The following is a 15,450-nucleotide window of genomic DNA, read 5'->3' as shown; positions in this document are numbered from 1 at the left end:
GAGTTACCGGGCAAGAGAGCCTTTGGTACAAGGTGTTCTCAAGCCTAAGCGTTAATTTCAGCAAGGCATATCGGAAAGTAGTCTCAACTCTGGGGACAGCGCTCCTCTAAGCAACGTTTAAGCTGTTTGGGATCAAATAAAATTGGCAAGAAGTGGATGCTATTAACTTCCTTAAAATAGAAAAGGATTGGAAACGATGACCAGAAGATCCGCCAATTTGACCAGTCTTTATACGGAAAACGGCGAATTAGAGTCTGGGAACGATAGACATCCAATGCGGTTTCTGTAAATTGCAGACGGATAGTTACCGCTTGAATCATTAAAAATAACCCGAAAAGAGCAATGAGTAAACCGACCCAAACTTGGAGCAGCACCATAGGTATACTGCCCAGAACCAATACCAAAGGAATCGCGTAGCTAGGGGCAAGTTCGATGGTTTGGGTTGATGAAGATGAAGAAGTAGCAGAGGTCACTAGACTAAATTCCCGTTGTTTATCGACACAAATGATATATTTTAACGTATCGCGGAAGTCCCCACCCTCAATAGGCGGATTTTCGTAGCCGTCAGGATTCGTAGCCGTCAGGAAAGAATGACGCCTATAGGGTGGGGATAGGGAGCGGATTGCCGGAGGAACGGAGGCAATCAATCTTGAGGTTTTTCCTGGGACTTGATATAAGCCTTAATTCTCTCAATGGGCGCCTGTATTTAGTCACGAACACGATATGCAGTTGAATAGAAAATACAGAGTGAGAACCTTTTCTAGCTTTCACTTGACATACCCCCACTTTAAGGTGCTAGGTTAAGTGTAACAGGAGTGAACAGCGATGCCAGTCCGACGTGTAACTTTTCGGCTATACCCCAATAAGAAGCAAGAGCAGACATTGCGGTATCACCGTAAGTTGCATAAAGATCTGTATAACGCTGCTGTTTGCAATCGGTTCACCCAGTACCAAAAGTTTAACCATCGGGTTGACTACTTCGAGCAACAAAACTCCTTGCCCGCTTTCAAGGAAGTTTGGACTGAGTACAAGGAATGTAACAGCACGACCTTACAAGCCACTTTAAAGCGTGTCGATTACGCTTTTAATCGTTGGTTTAAAGGGTTAGCTAAACGTCCTAGGTATAAGTCAATCAAGCATTATTCTGGCTGGACGTATCCGAGTAAAACAGGCTGGAAGGTACACACAACAGGTGATAACTGTTATCTAGATTTAGCTAAAATTGGTTCGATTCAGATGCGCGGTAAAGCCCGTATCTGGGGAACTCCAACGACCTGCACCCTTGTCTACCGTAATGAAAAATGGTATGCCAGTATAACCGTCAACCTAACCGAATTGCAAGCAGCGACAAGACAAACAGATTTTGGTTCAGTTGGCATTGATTTTGGGTGCAAGTCAGCATTAGCAATTACCGATGGGGAAAATCATTCTTTCATTAAAGCTCCTAAATTACTGCGAAAAGCTGAGGCAAAAATTAAGCATCTTTCCAAGGGAAAGCGTCGTAAAACGGCTCCCAATAGAAAGAAGAAACAGAAAGGCCCGAGTCGGTGGAAAAAGACCCAAGCAAAAATTAGCAAAGTAACCCGTAAGATAGCTAATCAGCGTCAAAATTGGGTACACCAAGTAGCAACAGACATTGTTCGCTGTAATAGCTTCGTTGCTACGGAAAAACTAGAAGTCTCTAGAATGACCCGCAAAGCCAAAAAAGGCAAACGAAAGAAGCAAAAGGCTGGGCTAAATAAATCCATTTTAGACGTGGGTATGGGGATGCTGAGGTCAGCGATTGAGTACAAAGTAAAAGACGCTGGCGGGGTTTTTATCGAGGTTCCTACTCGAAAAGTGAAACCATCCCAAACCTGTCCTAACTGTGGAAACCAAGCGCAAAAGACTTTGGATGAAAGAGTTCACCATTGCCATAAATGCAAATTCACGATGGACAGGGATTTAGCCGCTGCCTTAGTAATGCTTTTGTGGGCGTTAGGAATTCTACCGGGGTTTGGAACGAGCCTCGTAGACGAGTCAAGCCTCTAGCTCTACTTCAGAAACCCGTCAGTGTAAACAAACGGGAAGCATGAAGCAACTAGGGCAAATGAAGCGCCAGAAACACAGTCCTACTGGTCTGGTTGTAGAAACAAGGGACCTCAACGAAGTAGGTCTGGGTAGTTCATTATACCTCTGACTACAGAACTGCACTGCCTGTGCCTTGGAACATCAGCCACGATAAAAAAAAGTTAGTGATGAAAATTGCCAGTAAAGCCGTGACGACTGCCGTTGTTGTGGATTGACCGACTCCTTTGGCACCACCAGTCGTTGTTAATCCCCAGCTACAGCCAATGACAGCTATCAGCATCCCAAACACAGCGGCTTTAATCATCGCCGTAAACAAATCCCAGATTCCCAGGAAATTCCGGGCGGAATCCAGAAAGACAGATTGAGGAATATTGTAAAAATTAATAGCAATCAATACGCCGCCCGTCATGCCGAGAATAATTGAGAGAATTGTCAATAACGGCAGCATTAGACAGCAGGCAATGACACGAGGGATGACCAAATAATCAATGGGATCGGTTTTGAGCATATAAAGTGCATCAATTTGTTCAGTCACGCGCATTGTGCCAATCTCAGCCGCAAATGCTGAACCCACTCGTCCGGCAATCACCACAGCCGTTAATACAGGCGCAAGTTCCCGGCTCAATGCCAGTGCCAAAACCCCTCCAATGGCTGTAGTTGCCCCAAAGTTAATAAATTCTCGCGTTACCTGAATTGTAAACACGGCACCGATAAAAGTAGCCGTGATTAGGGAAATGGTGAGTGAATCCGGACCAACAACTGCCATTTGCTCCAGGGTATTGCGTCGGTAGATTTTGCCACCGAGAAGATGAACGATGACTTGACCGCCTAACAAAATGGCAGCTAGCAAGCGCTGGAGCCACAATCCTAAGCTAGAGGAGGAGGTTTCATTCATTCGTCATTCGTCATTTGTCCTTGTTCACTGTTGACTGTTGACTGTTCACTGTTGACTGTTGACTGTTCACTGTTGACTGTTCACTGTTGACTGTTCACTCTCCAAGAACTATCTGCTCTCATTTGATTCCACACGGAAACGTTCTACAGAATTGAGTAGATCTCGTGCCACACCAACTAAGTTTTGTAAGGCACTGGATACCCGTTGGGCTTCCTGAGAGGTTTCTTGGGCAGTTAGTTCAACCGATTGCATGACTTGGGCAACAGCACGAGATGTTTCGGTTTGCTCCACCGTATCCGCTTTAATTGCCCGCACCAGCGCATCAATGCGATTGGACACTTGAATAATATCTTCCAATGCTTGTTTGGCTTGCTCTGCCCGTTTAGTCCCATCAATAACCTGCTGGGTGCCTTCTTCCATCGCCGTCATCACCGAACCCGTTTCGCTTTGAATCTGCATGACGATTTGCTCAATTTCTTTGAGTGCCTTGGCTGAACGGTCTGCCAGTTGCCGCACTTCATCGGCAACGACGGCAAACCCTCGACCCGCCTCTCCAGCTCGAGCTGCCTCGATACTGGCATTGAGCGCTAACAGGTTGGTTCGGGATGCAATTGTGGAAATTACGGCGACAATCTTGGAAATTTCCTGGGAAGATTCAGCCAGTCGCTTGACTTTTCGCGTAGTTTCTGCTACAGTTTCCCGAATTTGCAAGATGCCTGCCACCGTATGTTCTACCGCGTGACCGCCTCTGTGGGCGACATCCGCAGCGGTGTGAGCAACTTCCTCGGCTTCCCGGGCGGCTTCAGCGACTCGTTGAATGGAGTCGGTCATCACCTGAACGGAGTTGAGGGTAACCGCTAGTTCCTCGGCTTGGCGCAAGGCGTCATTGGATAAACTGCCTGCAAATGCCGCACTTTCAGTCGAACCCTTTGTCACTTTACGGGCGGCATCTTTTACTTGTTGAACGATTTCCCGCAGATTTTGAATGGTGAGGTTAAAGGAGTCAGCCACCGCTCCCAAAACGTCGGCTGTTACTTCAGCTTGTACCGTTAAGTCCCCTCGTGCAGCCCCTTCAACATCATCTAGCAATCGAATTACCTGGCGTTGCAGGTCTTCTTTGGCTTGCTCTTGTTCTTCGGCTTTGCGGGTGGCTTCGCTGGTGGTGGTGAGGATTACTCGCGCCATCTGATTAAAACCTGAAGCCAGTTGACCCAGTTCTCCCTCGGAGTAAATGGGGACACTGACATTCAGATTCCCCTGAGCAACGGCATCAAACTGGGTTTGTAAATCCACTGTGACTTGTTGAATCTGGCGAGTGGTGATCCGACCCAAAAACAGGGTAACGCCAAAACTAGCTGCAAATGCTGCACCACTGGCTAAAGCATGGGCAAATTTGAGATTCGCGATCGCGGGTTGAGCTTGCCCTTGGGGTACTGAACTTCGCGCAGCAATACTTTGTGCCGAAAAACTGACTAAGGCAACGACAAAAGCGGAGGCAATCCCAGCCGCAAACGCCATAATCCACTGTTTATGATGGAGGGAAGCATTTTCAAAGGGAGCCAGCCACCCTTGATCAACATTAACGACAGCTTCATGTCCCCCCTCTTTGGCTTGACTAAAAACTGGGAGTTGTTCAGTTGAGCTACCAATACTGAAAATTTCTTCATCACTATCAACTGAGCGATACTCCTGAGCCGATTGCTGGTGAGCCCCTACACTATCTCGGACAGCATCGCCATTTTCGCTAACTCCCTCACTTTCGCCACCTGCTGGTATGACTCCACTGTTACTTAAAACATCAAAATCTGATTCACTCGCGCCCGACTCAGCTAATTCATCCTGATCGTCTATGGCGAAATCGGGAAGAGAGCCTAAATCATCTTCAAATACATCAAAAGCGTCTAAAAAGTCTTTGTCCGTTTCAAGTTCTGAGAAGTTCTCAGCATCAGCCTCAGCAACTTCATCTATAGGGAATGAGTCATTGCCGAAAGCATCGTCAAAGTTCTCAAAGTCGAAGTGATCATCGGGAGCGTTAAATCCATTCTGATCGAAGTCTGATTCATCCTGAGTGTAGTCCTGGCTTTCAAATGCTTCAATCGCCTCATCCGTCTCCTCAGCCGAATAGTCAAACTCATCGGTATCCGTTGGTAAACTTTCCCCCAACTCCCCTGAATTCATCAGTAGGGTTTCGTCTTCATAAACGGGGTGGTCTGGATATGACTCGTCAATCGATTCATCATGCCAATCCTCCATTTCCTGATCAACGTCCGATAAGTCTTCATCGAAATGGGATTCTGACTCATAAGAGGGTGGAATCTGCTCCTCAGCATCTTCAAATTCAGGGGCGCTACCGGGAGGCATGACAAATGTTGCCGCCGTATCATCCTCATCAAATTCCGCTGAAAAGTCCTCAAAGTGATCCTGATAATCTGCCTCGTTAAAGGAAGTGTCATTTAAATCAAAATCATTTGTTGTCTCCTCAATGTTTTCCTGGTAATCTGCCTCGTTAAAGGAAGTGTCATTTAAATCAAAATCACTTGTTGTCTCCTCAACATTTTCCTGATAATCTGCCTCGCTAAAGGGGGTATCATTTAAATCAAAATCACTCGATGACTCATAATTTTCATCGTCTACCTCAGCAAAGGGGTTGTCATTTAGATCAAAATCACTCGATGACTCATAAAGATTGTCAACATCACCACTCTCTTCGTCTAAACCGGACAAGGCAAATGGATTGGATTCATCTACAGAACTTGGCTCGTCTGTCGTCTCTGATTCAATAGCTGAACTATCTAGGGGTTTGGCAAAGGGCGAAGATGAGGTTGAGTCAAAATCATCCCCTATTCCCGCTTCATCCAAATCTAAAGCCCCTAAATCGAAATCCTCAGACTCATCAATAGACTCATCAATAGCTTCCGAGTCTTGCCAGGTTTCTAATGTAGGTATCTCATTCAAATCGTCGGTTTCATCAATATCGTGGAAATTGTTATCGAACTCCTCTGTGGATGGGGGTGAATCGCCAGAATCGAATTCACTGGACAATTGATTAGCATCTTCTAGACCTTTATGGGCATATTCGATAAAATCAGGTTCAGACGTTAAATTAAGAACTTGCTCATAGTGTTCCCGTGCTTGATCGTACTGATGTAGACCATAGCAACAGATATGACCCTTAAGTAACAAAGCACTTGGATCATCGGGATACTCTTCAATCAACCGACTAATAAGATCGGCCGCTTCTTGGTATTTACCTTGTGCGTAAGCCGTTTGTGCTTGTGTATATTCCTGAACGTAATCTGTACTTGATGCCATTGACCTCCTCCCTTTGCTCACCAGGAAAAAGTAACAAACAAAAGGTTACTTTCTTTTTCCTTTCTTTTACTGTTCATTCATGCTGCCCACCGCGCTGCTCGTAGAATTGCCACCTGATCGAGAAGTCGTAAAAATTGATTAGATTCTGGATCTAATAACCACTCTCCTTTTAAAAAAGGTGCCATCGTATCAGGAACATTCATTGCCATTTGTAATTGCTCCACATCTAACCAATCCATGTCCACAATCCGCTCCACTGCTAAACCGAGCATTGTATCTTGATCTTCGATGGCAATGACGGGAATTTCTGATCGGTCTGTATTCACAGGGATCGCATCTCCCAGAAATTGACCCAGATCACCAACCCATATAACCCGACCTCGCATATTGATTGTCCCCAATAATAAGGGGGAAGCATTAGGGATGGGGGTAATCTGGTTGGGAGATGGCTCAAGCACTTCTTTGATCCCAGTCGCTGGTAAAGCAAATTCCATACCAGAAGGGACGTAAAATCGCAAGTGTAATTCACCCTCAGGACTTTCTAGTTCTTGCAATTCTGGGGCTTGATCTTGACCAGTATCTGTTAAAAAATCCGGATTTCCAACCATTCGCAGCTAGAGTCTTAACTATATTTATGACCTGAGTAGCTGTTTGACTGTGCCAATCAACTCGGTGGGCTGAAAGGGCTTAGCGATGTAAGCATCTGCCCCTTGCTTCATGCCCCAATATCGATCAAATTCTTCGCCTTTTGAAGAACACATGACCACGGGTACATTTTGGGTTTTGGGATCAGCCTTTAAACGACGACAGACCTCGTACCCATTCATACGAGGCATAACAATATCCAATACCACTACATCAGGACGAGACTGCAGAATATGTTCTAAGGCTTCCACTCCATCGCTTGCCACAGAGACCGTCAACCCACTGCCTTTGAGGAGGTCTGAGATCATCTGTCGCTGTGCCAAACTGTCTTCTACAACCAAAACTGTACTCATAACCCCCTACCTGATTTGCCAATAAGCGCACGAATTTTGAACGTGAACTGAGCTGTATCGTTGAGCTATACCCTTAAACATAGATAGAGTAATGATTAATGTATCCTTTATGGTAGCTTCATCCTGAACTGATCCCTTTCTCTATTGTGACAGGCTTAACTGCGAAATAGATCAGGGCGTATCGCTGTATGAGTCTATGAGGTGATTGTAGCGGAAGAATTACCTTCCTGGGTGTTACATGATCATCGCTGTTGTTAAGCCGATGCTGATTTAGTAATATCGCTTGCCTTGACCTCCTCCTCTAGGACTTGGCGGGAACTATCGAAACTCATTTTTTCCGGATCTCCCGGACCTACGTATTTCTCCAATAACATCAACAGCTCACTGGCTCCAAACGGTTTAGTCAAATAGTCCGTTGAGCCTACCATGCGAGCTCTCACACGGTCAATAAAGCCATCTTTGCCCGTCAGCATAATGATTGGAGTTTGTCGAAATGTCGTCGATTGTCGCAACATGCCACACAGTTCATATCCATCGAGTTGGGGCATGACTAAATCACAGAGAATTAGAGCTGGTTTGATTTGGAAGAGTAAGCTGAGAGCTTTGAGGGGATTTTGAATTGCCGTTACTTCATATCCTTGGGCTTGCAGCATATACTCGACGGTTTTGCCAACTGCCTTGTCATCATCAATACAGACTACAGAGGGTGCATTATCTGCCCGGGTGGATTCCCAAGGTTGTCGAACGGCGAGGGTTTGTTGAGGTGCTGACGTCAGCAATTGAATCCAACCCCGTTGGATATAGGGGTAAATAGCTCGGGTGACAGTCAGGATGTCACGATTGAGATAGCGAGCCATCTGTCGCAGAGAATTTTTGCCATTCGCCCACCGTTTGAGGGTTCTAAATGCATTCTCCGGTAATGCTGCCTTTAATTTCGTTTCATCCGTAATCAGTGGGCATTGATTAGGGGATTGGATATGGGGATGAAACTGCTTCCACTCCTGGACTTGCTTCATAATCTTGGTCACTAGGGGGGCAATTTCTAAGGTGGTGAGTTGGGGCGCTAAGGCTGGACTAACCTCGAAGACAAAATATCCATTGTGGAGGCTCAACAGGTCAAATAGGGTTTCATGTACCATACTGTGGAGAATGCTGCGCCCTTGAGCTGGCGTGATAATATGGTTTTCTAGCAACGCCCAAAGATAGCCATATTCGGGAGCATTGGTCGAAGCAATCGACGGTTCTTCGATGTCATCCAAAGCTGCTTCAGCTCGATAGCGACGCAGGTAATCGCGCAGTCGTGACAAACTGTGATCACTGTTTGCCGCATAAGCAATTTGTCCGTTGAGAAAAAAAACAAACCAAAATGGTCCAGGGCAACGGGGTGGGGTCGCGAGGTGAGAGCGTCCCTGGATAAATTGATGAGTCACATCACTACCAGGGTTATTGGTGTGGAAGCTTTGCGCCTCAACTAAAAGTTCTCCTGTGCGCTGACCCAGTTCGATCAGTTGCAGGATACTGCGGATATCAATTTCATTTAACGTTCCCTGCATTTTAAGGAAAATGTACTCCTAAAACCTTGCGTTCAATGCTGAGGCGCGAATGGTCTGTTGGGTTCCCAAGTTGCCTGCCATCTTAACCTCAACCCCAACTTGATGCTTGACCACCACCGCTGACTGACCATGTTAAGATATCATCCAATTAGTTAGGTGGGAATGGATCGTTTAACGGATGTGTTTCAACAGAGCAATTTAAACTTTAAATTTAACTTTGCTCAATAGAGCCATTGAAATTTATAGAAGAAGAGTCAATCAAAACCTCCATGTATTCAGTATAATTGAGGATTAGACTTGCTGTAACACCTCCTGATCAGGCGGGTTGGACGGCGGTGAGCGATCGCTTCGCTGGCGTTAATCACCAATTAGCAGGGTTGGCTAGGATACAGGGGCAAGGCAATGGCTTCAGGAGACTAATTAGCTAAAATTTTATAGCCAATGGAGTAGGATCGAGCAAAAAGCTGGTGTCTGTACCAGTCAAGGACTTATAATCTCTGATAGAAATTCATAACTAATTGTAATACAGCCAAAGTCATGCATCGAGAATGGCTTCGTTAAATAAACTTCAACTACCCCGCGCTACTGACGTAGAGCGCGAAGATGGTAAGGAACAGGGGTTCAATCAGCCAAGGCTACTCTGTTCCTAGCTTACCTAAACTTGCCCTTTAAGGAGGGTTGGGTTGGAGATATGTAGCATTTCTCGATCTGTCAGGACTATCCGGTGGTAGCTTAGATTCAGGACAATAATCCAAGACACGGCTACCTCTGTCACTTTCTAAAAGCTAGCATTGTAGACAAAGCTGCTCGGTCTATAAATCAGGGTTAGCTCTCTCGAACATCAGGAGCAGTGCGACCAGCAACCCAATCAACTAAGATTTAGTTCAGGTTGGCTTAGTCAAGAATTGGGCACAAGACAAGTAAAGAGGACGATCAGTGTGCTGTATCTAGCAGAAGTCAAAAAGCAGAAAACTGGCCCTTTTGGCGGCAGTAAGACCGAACTCAAACTGCTGGCTTGTCAGCGGAATGATCAGAGTTGGAGCGCTGTCCCAGGTGATGAAATCATCCCAGGAGACGAAGCCGGTGGTATGAGCGATGGGGCTTTGGCAATTGTCAATGTCAGTAACAATCGGATTCAAGGCGAAGTTGAGCCAGCCGGGACGAGACTGGCGAGCATCTTACAAAATTTTTCGCGTCTGTTGGACAAGGCGAAAAGTCAAGAAGAAGAAATTGAACAGTGGAAGCAGTCCTTGACGTATCAAAGTCAAGAACTCAACCGCCGCGAGATGGAAATGGAAGCGCGGTTGGAACAGATGCAAGCCATGGAGGAAGAGGCTGAACAAATCGATCAGCAGCGTCAAGACTTAGAAAGTACGAAAGAGGAAACTGAACGCCTCAGAGAGGAGTTTGATCGAAAACAACAGGAACTTGAAGGCGCTTGGGAACATCTGCGCGGTGAACAGCGGCGTTGGGATGAGCAAAAAGAACAACTGCAACAAACTTCGGGTTTAAGTGAGGACGATGTTGCGGCGATGCAGGAGTTGCTCGATCGCCTATCGACGGCTGTCGCTCCTACAGATACTGTGCGGGAACAGTTGAATCAAGCGTTTGACATCATTGATCAACAGCAGTCAGAACTAGATAGTGACTGGCAAAAACTAGACAATCAGCGCCAACAAGCAGAGCAACGCCAAAGCGAAATTGACGAGCAAGCTGAGGACATTGACCAGCGTCAGCAAGAGTTAGAGCAGGTTCAAACCTCATTTGAAGAGGCACAAGCGGAATTGAAGGTGCAGCGGAATGCTTTGGAGATGAAGCAGGAATCCGTACATCTACTCAGCCTGCAACTTCAAACTCATCAAGAGTTACATCAAGAACTTGCTCGTTTAGCGACCAGTTCAGCCGATGTTAAAATTAGTCAAGAGGTTAACATTCAAGCGCTGGAAAATATGCCCCTGGGTGAACTCCAGGAAATCGTGCAAAATTTACAGCAAGATTTGGAGAGGACGGTGCGCTTTGTCAACGACCAGGAAGAGGAACTCACATTCCAGCGCCAAACGGTTGAAGAAATCCAGGAAAAAATTAATAACGCCAGCGAGTACGATCGCATTAGTTTGGAAAGTGAGCTAACCGACGAGCAAGACCGCTACCAAATGTTGGATGAAACCCTCGTCGGTCAACGCCGCAACCTGCGGGAGAGGGAAGAGATTTTCAATCAGCATAATCGAGTTTTACGCCGTCGCCAGGGAATTAGTGAAGGGGGTAGCACCGATACCCATAAAATCGACCTCGGTCCTGTCTTAAACCAGCTCGAGGAACAGCGACAACAGCAGGAAAGCGAACTGGAAAAACTGGAAAACCAAGTTGAGCAAATGCGCCAAAGCATTAGCCAAGCCGAGGAAATGTTGAATCAGCAAGAAAGTGAGCAAGATACCAAACGCTCTGAGTTACAAGGTTTGGAAGAAAACTGGCAATCGATGAAACAGGAAGTCACTGAACTGTGGAGTCAAGTGAATCTGTATCAAGAACTCTTACCGCCCAAGCAAGAGGCTCTGAATCAAATTCGCCAGATCCTCGACGCGATCGCAGAAGCTCTCAATCAAATTCAGGAAGTTGGCGATTATCAACTCCAAGCAATTTCCGAGATGCGGCAAACAGTTGATGGTATGGTGGAATCACCGGAACTGGCGGCTTCCTAGAGCTGAGGGGGCGGGTAAACGACTTGAGGAATTGGCAGGGTGTAGGGTGTGGGATGTAGGGTGTGGGTTAATAATAGGAAAGCGTGACAGCTTAGTCCGCTAGACTGGTTTGCCAAATAATCCAATCCCCTTCGACTTGAGCGCTGGCTCCTCCGGGAAAGGTTGAAGTGCGGGAGCGATTGGGCGCGTGAATTAAAGCGGTAATCGCTTCGATTTGCTCAAAATTGGCAGCCGTCGGTTGGACGATCGCTAAAAACTGCCGAATCGCACGACGTTGTAAGGCGAGATTAGCTTGTCGCAAGACTACGCGATTGAGTTTGGGCGTTGTATCGGGTTCATGCTCACTCCTAGAACCCATAGCTTGTTCTCGTAGCGATCGCGCCGCCGTCTCTAAATACTCCACATCCGCCCGTAACAGTTCTGCTGTATGACCGAGAGCAGTTTCCACCCTCGGATTAAAATGAGTTTTGAGATAAGGCAGTACCTCTTGGCGAATGCGATTACGAGCATAGCGGAGGTCTTGATTATAGGCATCCAGCCAAACCGGGAGGTGCTGTTGCTCCACAAACTCCCCCGTTTGCCTACGGGTAACCTCTAGCAACGGGCGTACTAGCTGTACCCCTGCTACTAGAGGACGTTGCCAGGTCAGCGATTGGAGACCATCAACCCCCGTCCCTCGAATCAGATTATACAAAACCGTTTCCGCGCGATCGCTCTGGGTGTGAGCCGTGACTACATATTGAAATTGATAGGTGTGAGCAATCTTCCCCAGTGCCTGATAACGCCATTGTCGAGCCGCTCCCTCGCTTTTAGTCACTTGATCCGCAATTTCCAGATAAAAAGGAATCGCCCAACTCTGAGCCACTTGTTCAATGTGAGCCGCCAACCCCTTATCTGCAGACCAACGGTGATCACAATGCGCGATCGCTAATTGCCATTTCCACTTCGGCTGCAAATCTAACAGCAGTTTCATCAAACAGAGGGAATCTTGTCCCCCCGATACCGCCACTAAAACAGGATGACTTGGCGCTAATAGCTGTCTTTGCCGTAGCGTTTGATGAAGACGGGCGTGAAGTAGCGTCCAATCTGAACGTTTAGACATTCGTTATTTGTCATTCGTCCTTCGTCATTCGTCCTTTGTTGAGGAAATCGCTTCCCCAGCTTCCAGACGTAGCATGCTACGTCTCTACATGCTTCCCCAACTCCCCCTGCTCCCTCATTTCCACCAACCTACTGAACGTTACTGATTACTTTGCCAACCTTCTTGACTCATTTCTTGCCAAACATCATCGAGAAGGGAGTCTGTCTCATTATTCTCCTCTTCCTCTAAGGAGGAAAAATCACCTAAATCAAACTCATCTTCATCACTAGCAGAGGTTTCATCAAAATCGAGTTCCTTATCACTTTCTGTGGAAATCGATCCCAAATCTAGCAACTCCTCGTCGTTGCTGGTGCTTTCCTCTTCCATCTCCAACTCTTCTTCGATGCTGCTGGAGAGTTCATCAAATTCATCATCAAAGCTAGCTGATGTATCTTCCTCCTCCTCGACAGAGAGTTCCTCTAAATCACTCTCAAAGCTGACAGGTGACTCTTCCTCCTCCTCTACAGAGAGTTCATCGAAGCCACTCTCAAAGCTGACAGGTGACTCTTCTTCCTCACCGGGAGACATTTCATCGAAATCACTCTCAAAGCTGACAAGTGGCTCTTCCTCCTTACCGGGAGACATTTCATCGAAATCACTCTCAAAGCTGACGGATGGCTCTTCCTCCTCACCGGGAGACATTTCATCGAAATCACTCTCAAAGCTGACGGATGGCTCTTCCTCCTCCTCGACAGAGAGTTCATCGAAGTCGCTTTCAAAGGTAACAGGTGGCTCCTCTTCTTCTAGCCCCTCCATGGAAAAGCTTGTCCCCTCATCCATGAAGTCACCGAGGCTGTCTTGCTGTTGATCCTCAGCAGATAATTCATACTCATGATCCGCCTCATCCAGACTCATCGACGGCTGTTCTACATCAAAGTCCTCATCCATGCTGATTGAGGACTCTTCCTCAGCCAGCTCATCCTCAGTCTCAGCGTCTCCACTGACGGGTGCTACTGGTGTTTCATCCTCAGCCACCTGGGGACAAAATTCCAGATTGATTCTCACCTTGCCTTTTTGCCAGCCACCGGAACTAAATCGCAAGACTTCACAGGAGATACCCTCCTCACTAAACCAGGCATTTTTGTCTTGAGTCCATTCGCTCAACCCATGCTCAAGCTGCGTTTTGATCGCGTCCGCCAATTCGCTTACTCGAAAGGTACGATGCCCAATTAAGATTTGCGCTGATTCGTCAACGGATAAGACTTCACCACTAGCGAGTGGCTCAAACTGATTATCTACGCCCATTTTCCCCGATTAACGTTCTACTTGTGTGCTTAATGATTTACAAATTGGGTCATTCCCTGGATCACCTAGGAGTAAGCGATTTGGTCGTCGCGTTGATCATTCCTGGAATGCCTAGAAGAACCAGCCGTAGGAATGCAATCCTTTACCCAATAGATTCACCCCAAGATAACAAATCCAGACTACAACAAATCCTGTTGCCGCTAGGATAGCAGGTCTGCGTCCTTGCCACCCTCGGGTAATGCGAGCATGAAGGTAAGCGGCAAAGACTAGCCAGGTAATTAATGCCCAGGTTTCTTTTGGGTCCCAACTCCAATAGGAACCCCATGCCTCATTTGCCCAAACTGCACCAGCAATAATGCCAATCGTCAGCAACGGAAATCCTAGCCCGATAATCCGATAGCTAATATTATCTAACGTATCTGCTAAGTTGAGGCGTTGGGGAGAAAGGGTGGGGGCGCTAGCCAACTCGGATGCGGAGGATGGCGTAGAGGTGACAGGATTCAGAACGGCTGTACTTGTCGAACCTGACGTGTCTTGCCAACTCATCGCCATTGCTCCATTATCGCCACCCTGGGGCTGAAGGTTATCCTGATTCCGTTTAAGCTGATAGGAAGCCGTCCCCATGGAGTCTTGTTTACGGCGAAAGCCACCTGTACCCACGGAACTCCCTCGCAGTTCAACATTTTGACCCCGAGTCACGACTAAAAAGGCGATCGCTAATAGTGATCCCACCATTAATGTGGCGTAACTGAGCATCATCACGCTGACGTGCATCATTAGCCAGTTGGATTTGAGCGCCGGAACTAAGGGTTCCGCCTTTTGCATATCAGCAGGGAGTGACAGAGCGGCAAAAGCGGTAATTCCCATGGCGACAGGGGAGGTAACCACGCCCACCCAACGACTCGCGCTCATTTTCTCGGCTACCAGATGCATCGCGGTGATGCCCCAGGTTAAGAAAAAGAGTGATTCATAGAGATTGCTTAAGGGAAAATACCCCGCACTCAGCCAACGGGCACCGAGTAAGGCGGCGATACAAAGGTTGGCGATAATCATACCCGTTCCGCCTAAGGTGGGCAGATAGGGGATGTTCTTGAAGGCTGCACCAACCCAATACAGGAGCATGGTGACTAGGAGAACTGCAAATGAAATATTATCTAAGCTGTTTTGGAGTGAAACTAGATCCATAAATACGCTTCTCGACTTAATCGTTTAGAAATGAAATGCCGCGTTTCTATTATCCTATCGGGATTGTTGCCCTTGACGAGAGGCGAAAAACATTATCATAACGATTTTCTGGATTATGAGTCATTTGTCATTTGTCAGGGAATGGGGAATGGGGAATAGGCTGTCATGCATTTAAATTGGGAAGGGGTAGCGAGCAAGATGCTCGCACTACCTCGCACTACAAGGATGAGAGCCATTATTGACATTAAGGTTTAAATGCCGAACAGCTTAGTGTCGAAGGCGATCGCATCCTCGACAAATGCCAGGATATCCAGCATATATGTGTCAAAACGAAAGCACTTTATGCAGTTTC

General features: G+C 46.9%; 11 protein-coding genes and 1 pseudogene. 3 read left to right on the top strand and 9 right to left on the bottom strand.

The window, feature by feature from the left end:
* Positions 1-83 precede the first annotated feature (83 nt).
* Entirely contained in the window at positions 84-473 is a 390-nt protein-coding gene (locus RIB93_RS31350; protein ID WP_446379065.1) for a DUF3119 family protein, read from the bottom strand.
* 352 nt (positions 474-825) lie between these two features.
* Here RIB93_RS31350 and RIB93_RS31345 point away from each other — a divergent pair.
* Positions 826-2,179 (top strand): annotated as a pseudogene (locus RIB93_RS31345) (RNA-guided endonuclease InsQ/TnpB family protein).
* Here the strand turns inward: RIB93_RS31345 and RIB93_RS31340 are convergent.
* The 5 genes from RIB93_RS31340 to RIB93_RS31320 form a co-directional block, all read right to left on the bottom strand.
* Positions 2,180-2,965, bottom strand: a complete 786-nt coding sequence (locus RIB93_RS31340) for an MlaE family lipid ABC transporter permease subunit (protein WP_446379021.1) — start codon at positions 2,963-2,965, stop codon at positions 2,180-2,182.
* A 108-nt stretch (positions 2,966-3,073) separates the two neighbouring features.
* Positions 3,074-6,277, bottom strand: coding sequence for a methyl-accepting chemotaxis protein (locus RIB93_RS31335; RefSeq protein ID WP_446379019.1), 3,204 nt, complete (start codon positions 6,275-6,277; stop codon positions 3,074-3,076).
* Positions 6,278-6,354: 77 nt separating this feature from the next.
* A complete protein-coding gene (locus RIB93_RS31330) occupies positions 6,355-6,885 on the bottom strand; it encodes a chemotaxis protein CheW (protein ID WP_446378666.1) in 531 nt (176 codons plus the stop codon).
* A gap of 24 nt (positions 6,886-6,909) precedes the next feature.
* Positions 6,910-7,275, bottom strand: a complete 366-nt coding sequence (locus tag RIB93_RS31325; RefSeq protein WP_006099778.1) for a response regulator transcription factor — start codon at positions 7,273-7,275, stop codon at positions 6,910-6,912.
* A gap of 254 nt (positions 7,276-7,529) precedes the next feature.
* Positions 7,530-8,828, bottom strand: coding sequence for a response regulator (locus RIB93_RS31320; RefSeq protein ID WP_446379017.1), 1,299 nt, complete (start codon positions 8,826-8,828; stop codon positions 7,530-7,532).
* 284 nt (positions 8,829-9,112) lie between these two features.
* Between RIB93_RS31320 and RIB93_RS31315 the strand changes: the two genes are divergently transcribed.
* On the top strand, positions 9,113-9,256 hold the full coding sequence (locus tag RIB93_RS31315) for a hypothetical protein (RefSeq protein ID WP_446379015.1): 144 nt from the start codon (positions 9,113-9,115) through the stop codon (positions 9,254-9,256).
* A gap of 510 nt (positions 9,257-9,766) precedes the next feature.
* Positions 9,767-11,527, top strand: coding sequence for a pilus motility taxis protein HmpF (gene hmpF / locus RIB93_RS31310; RefSeq protein ID WP_446379013.1), 1,761 nt, complete (start codon positions 9,767-9,769; stop codon positions 11,525-11,527).
* A 91-nt stretch (positions 11,528-11,618) separates the two neighbouring features.
* Here the strand turns inward: hmpF and tilS are convergent, their stop codons facing one another.
* The 3 genes from tilS to ccsB all read right to left on the bottom strand — a co-directional run bounded on the left by tilS (position 11,619) and on the right by ccsB (position 15,098).
* Complete coding sequence (tilS, locus tag RIB93_RS31305; RefSeq protein ID WP_446379011.1) at positions 11,619-12,629, bottom strand: tRNA lysidine(34) synthetase TilS; 1,011 nt, start codon at positions 12,627-12,629, stop codon at positions 11,619-11,621.
* A 138-nt stretch (positions 12,630-12,767) separates the two neighbouring features.
* Positions 12,768-13,913, bottom strand: a complete 1,146-nt coding sequence (locus RIB93_RS31300) for a KGK domain-containing protein (protein WP_446379009.1) — start codon at positions 13,911-13,913, stop codon at positions 12,768-12,770.
* 111 nt (positions 13,914-14,024) lie between these two features.
* A complete protein-coding gene (gene ccsB, locus RIB93_RS31295; protein WP_446379007.1) occupies positions 14,025-15,098 on the bottom strand; it encodes a c-type cytochrome biogenesis protein CcsB in 1,074 nt (357 codons plus the stop codon).
* Positions 15,099-15,450 lie beyond the last annotated feature (352 nt).

Source organism: Coleofasciculus sp. D1-CHI-01 (assembly GCF_040218875.1).
Lineage (GTDB): Bacteria > Cyanobacteriota > Cyanobacteriia > Cyanobacteriales > Coleofasciculaceae > Coleofasciculus.
The sequence above is the reverse complement of the archived record's forward strand: the minus strand, read 5'-3'. Positions and strand labels throughout refer to the sequence as shown.

Coding starts and splice junctions, on each gene's coding strand:
- RIB93_RS31340 (WP_446379021.1), bottom strand. CDS start 2,965: ATGAATGAAACCTCCTCCTCTAGCTTAGGATTGTGGCTCCAGCGCTTG.
- RIB93_RS31335 (WP_446379019.1), bottom strand. CDS start 6,277: ATGGCATCAAGTACAGATTACGTTCAGGAATATACACAAGCACAAACG.
- RIB93_RS31330 (WP_446378666.1), bottom strand. CDS start 6,885: ATGGTTGGAAATCCGGATTTTTTAACAGATACTGGTCAAGATCAAGCC.
- RIB93_RS31325 (WP_006099778.1), bottom strand. CDS start 7,275: ATGAGTACAGTTTTGGTTGTAGAAGACAGTTTGGCACAGCGACAGATG.
- RIB93_RS31320 (WP_446379017.1), bottom strand. CDS start 8,828: ATGCAGGGAACGTTAAATGAAATTGATATCCGCAGTATCCTGCAACTG.
- tilS (WP_446379011.1), bottom strand. CDS start 12,629: ATGTCTAAACGTTCAGATTGGACGCTACTTCACGCCCGTCTTCATCAA.
- RIB93_RS31300 (WP_446379009.1), bottom strand. CDS start 13,913: ATGGGCGTAGATAATCAGTTTGAGCCACTCGCTAGTGGTGAAGTCTTA.
- ccsB (WP_446379007.1), bottom strand. CDS start 15,098: ATGGATCTAGTTTCACTCCAAAACAGCTTAGATAATATTTCATTTGCA.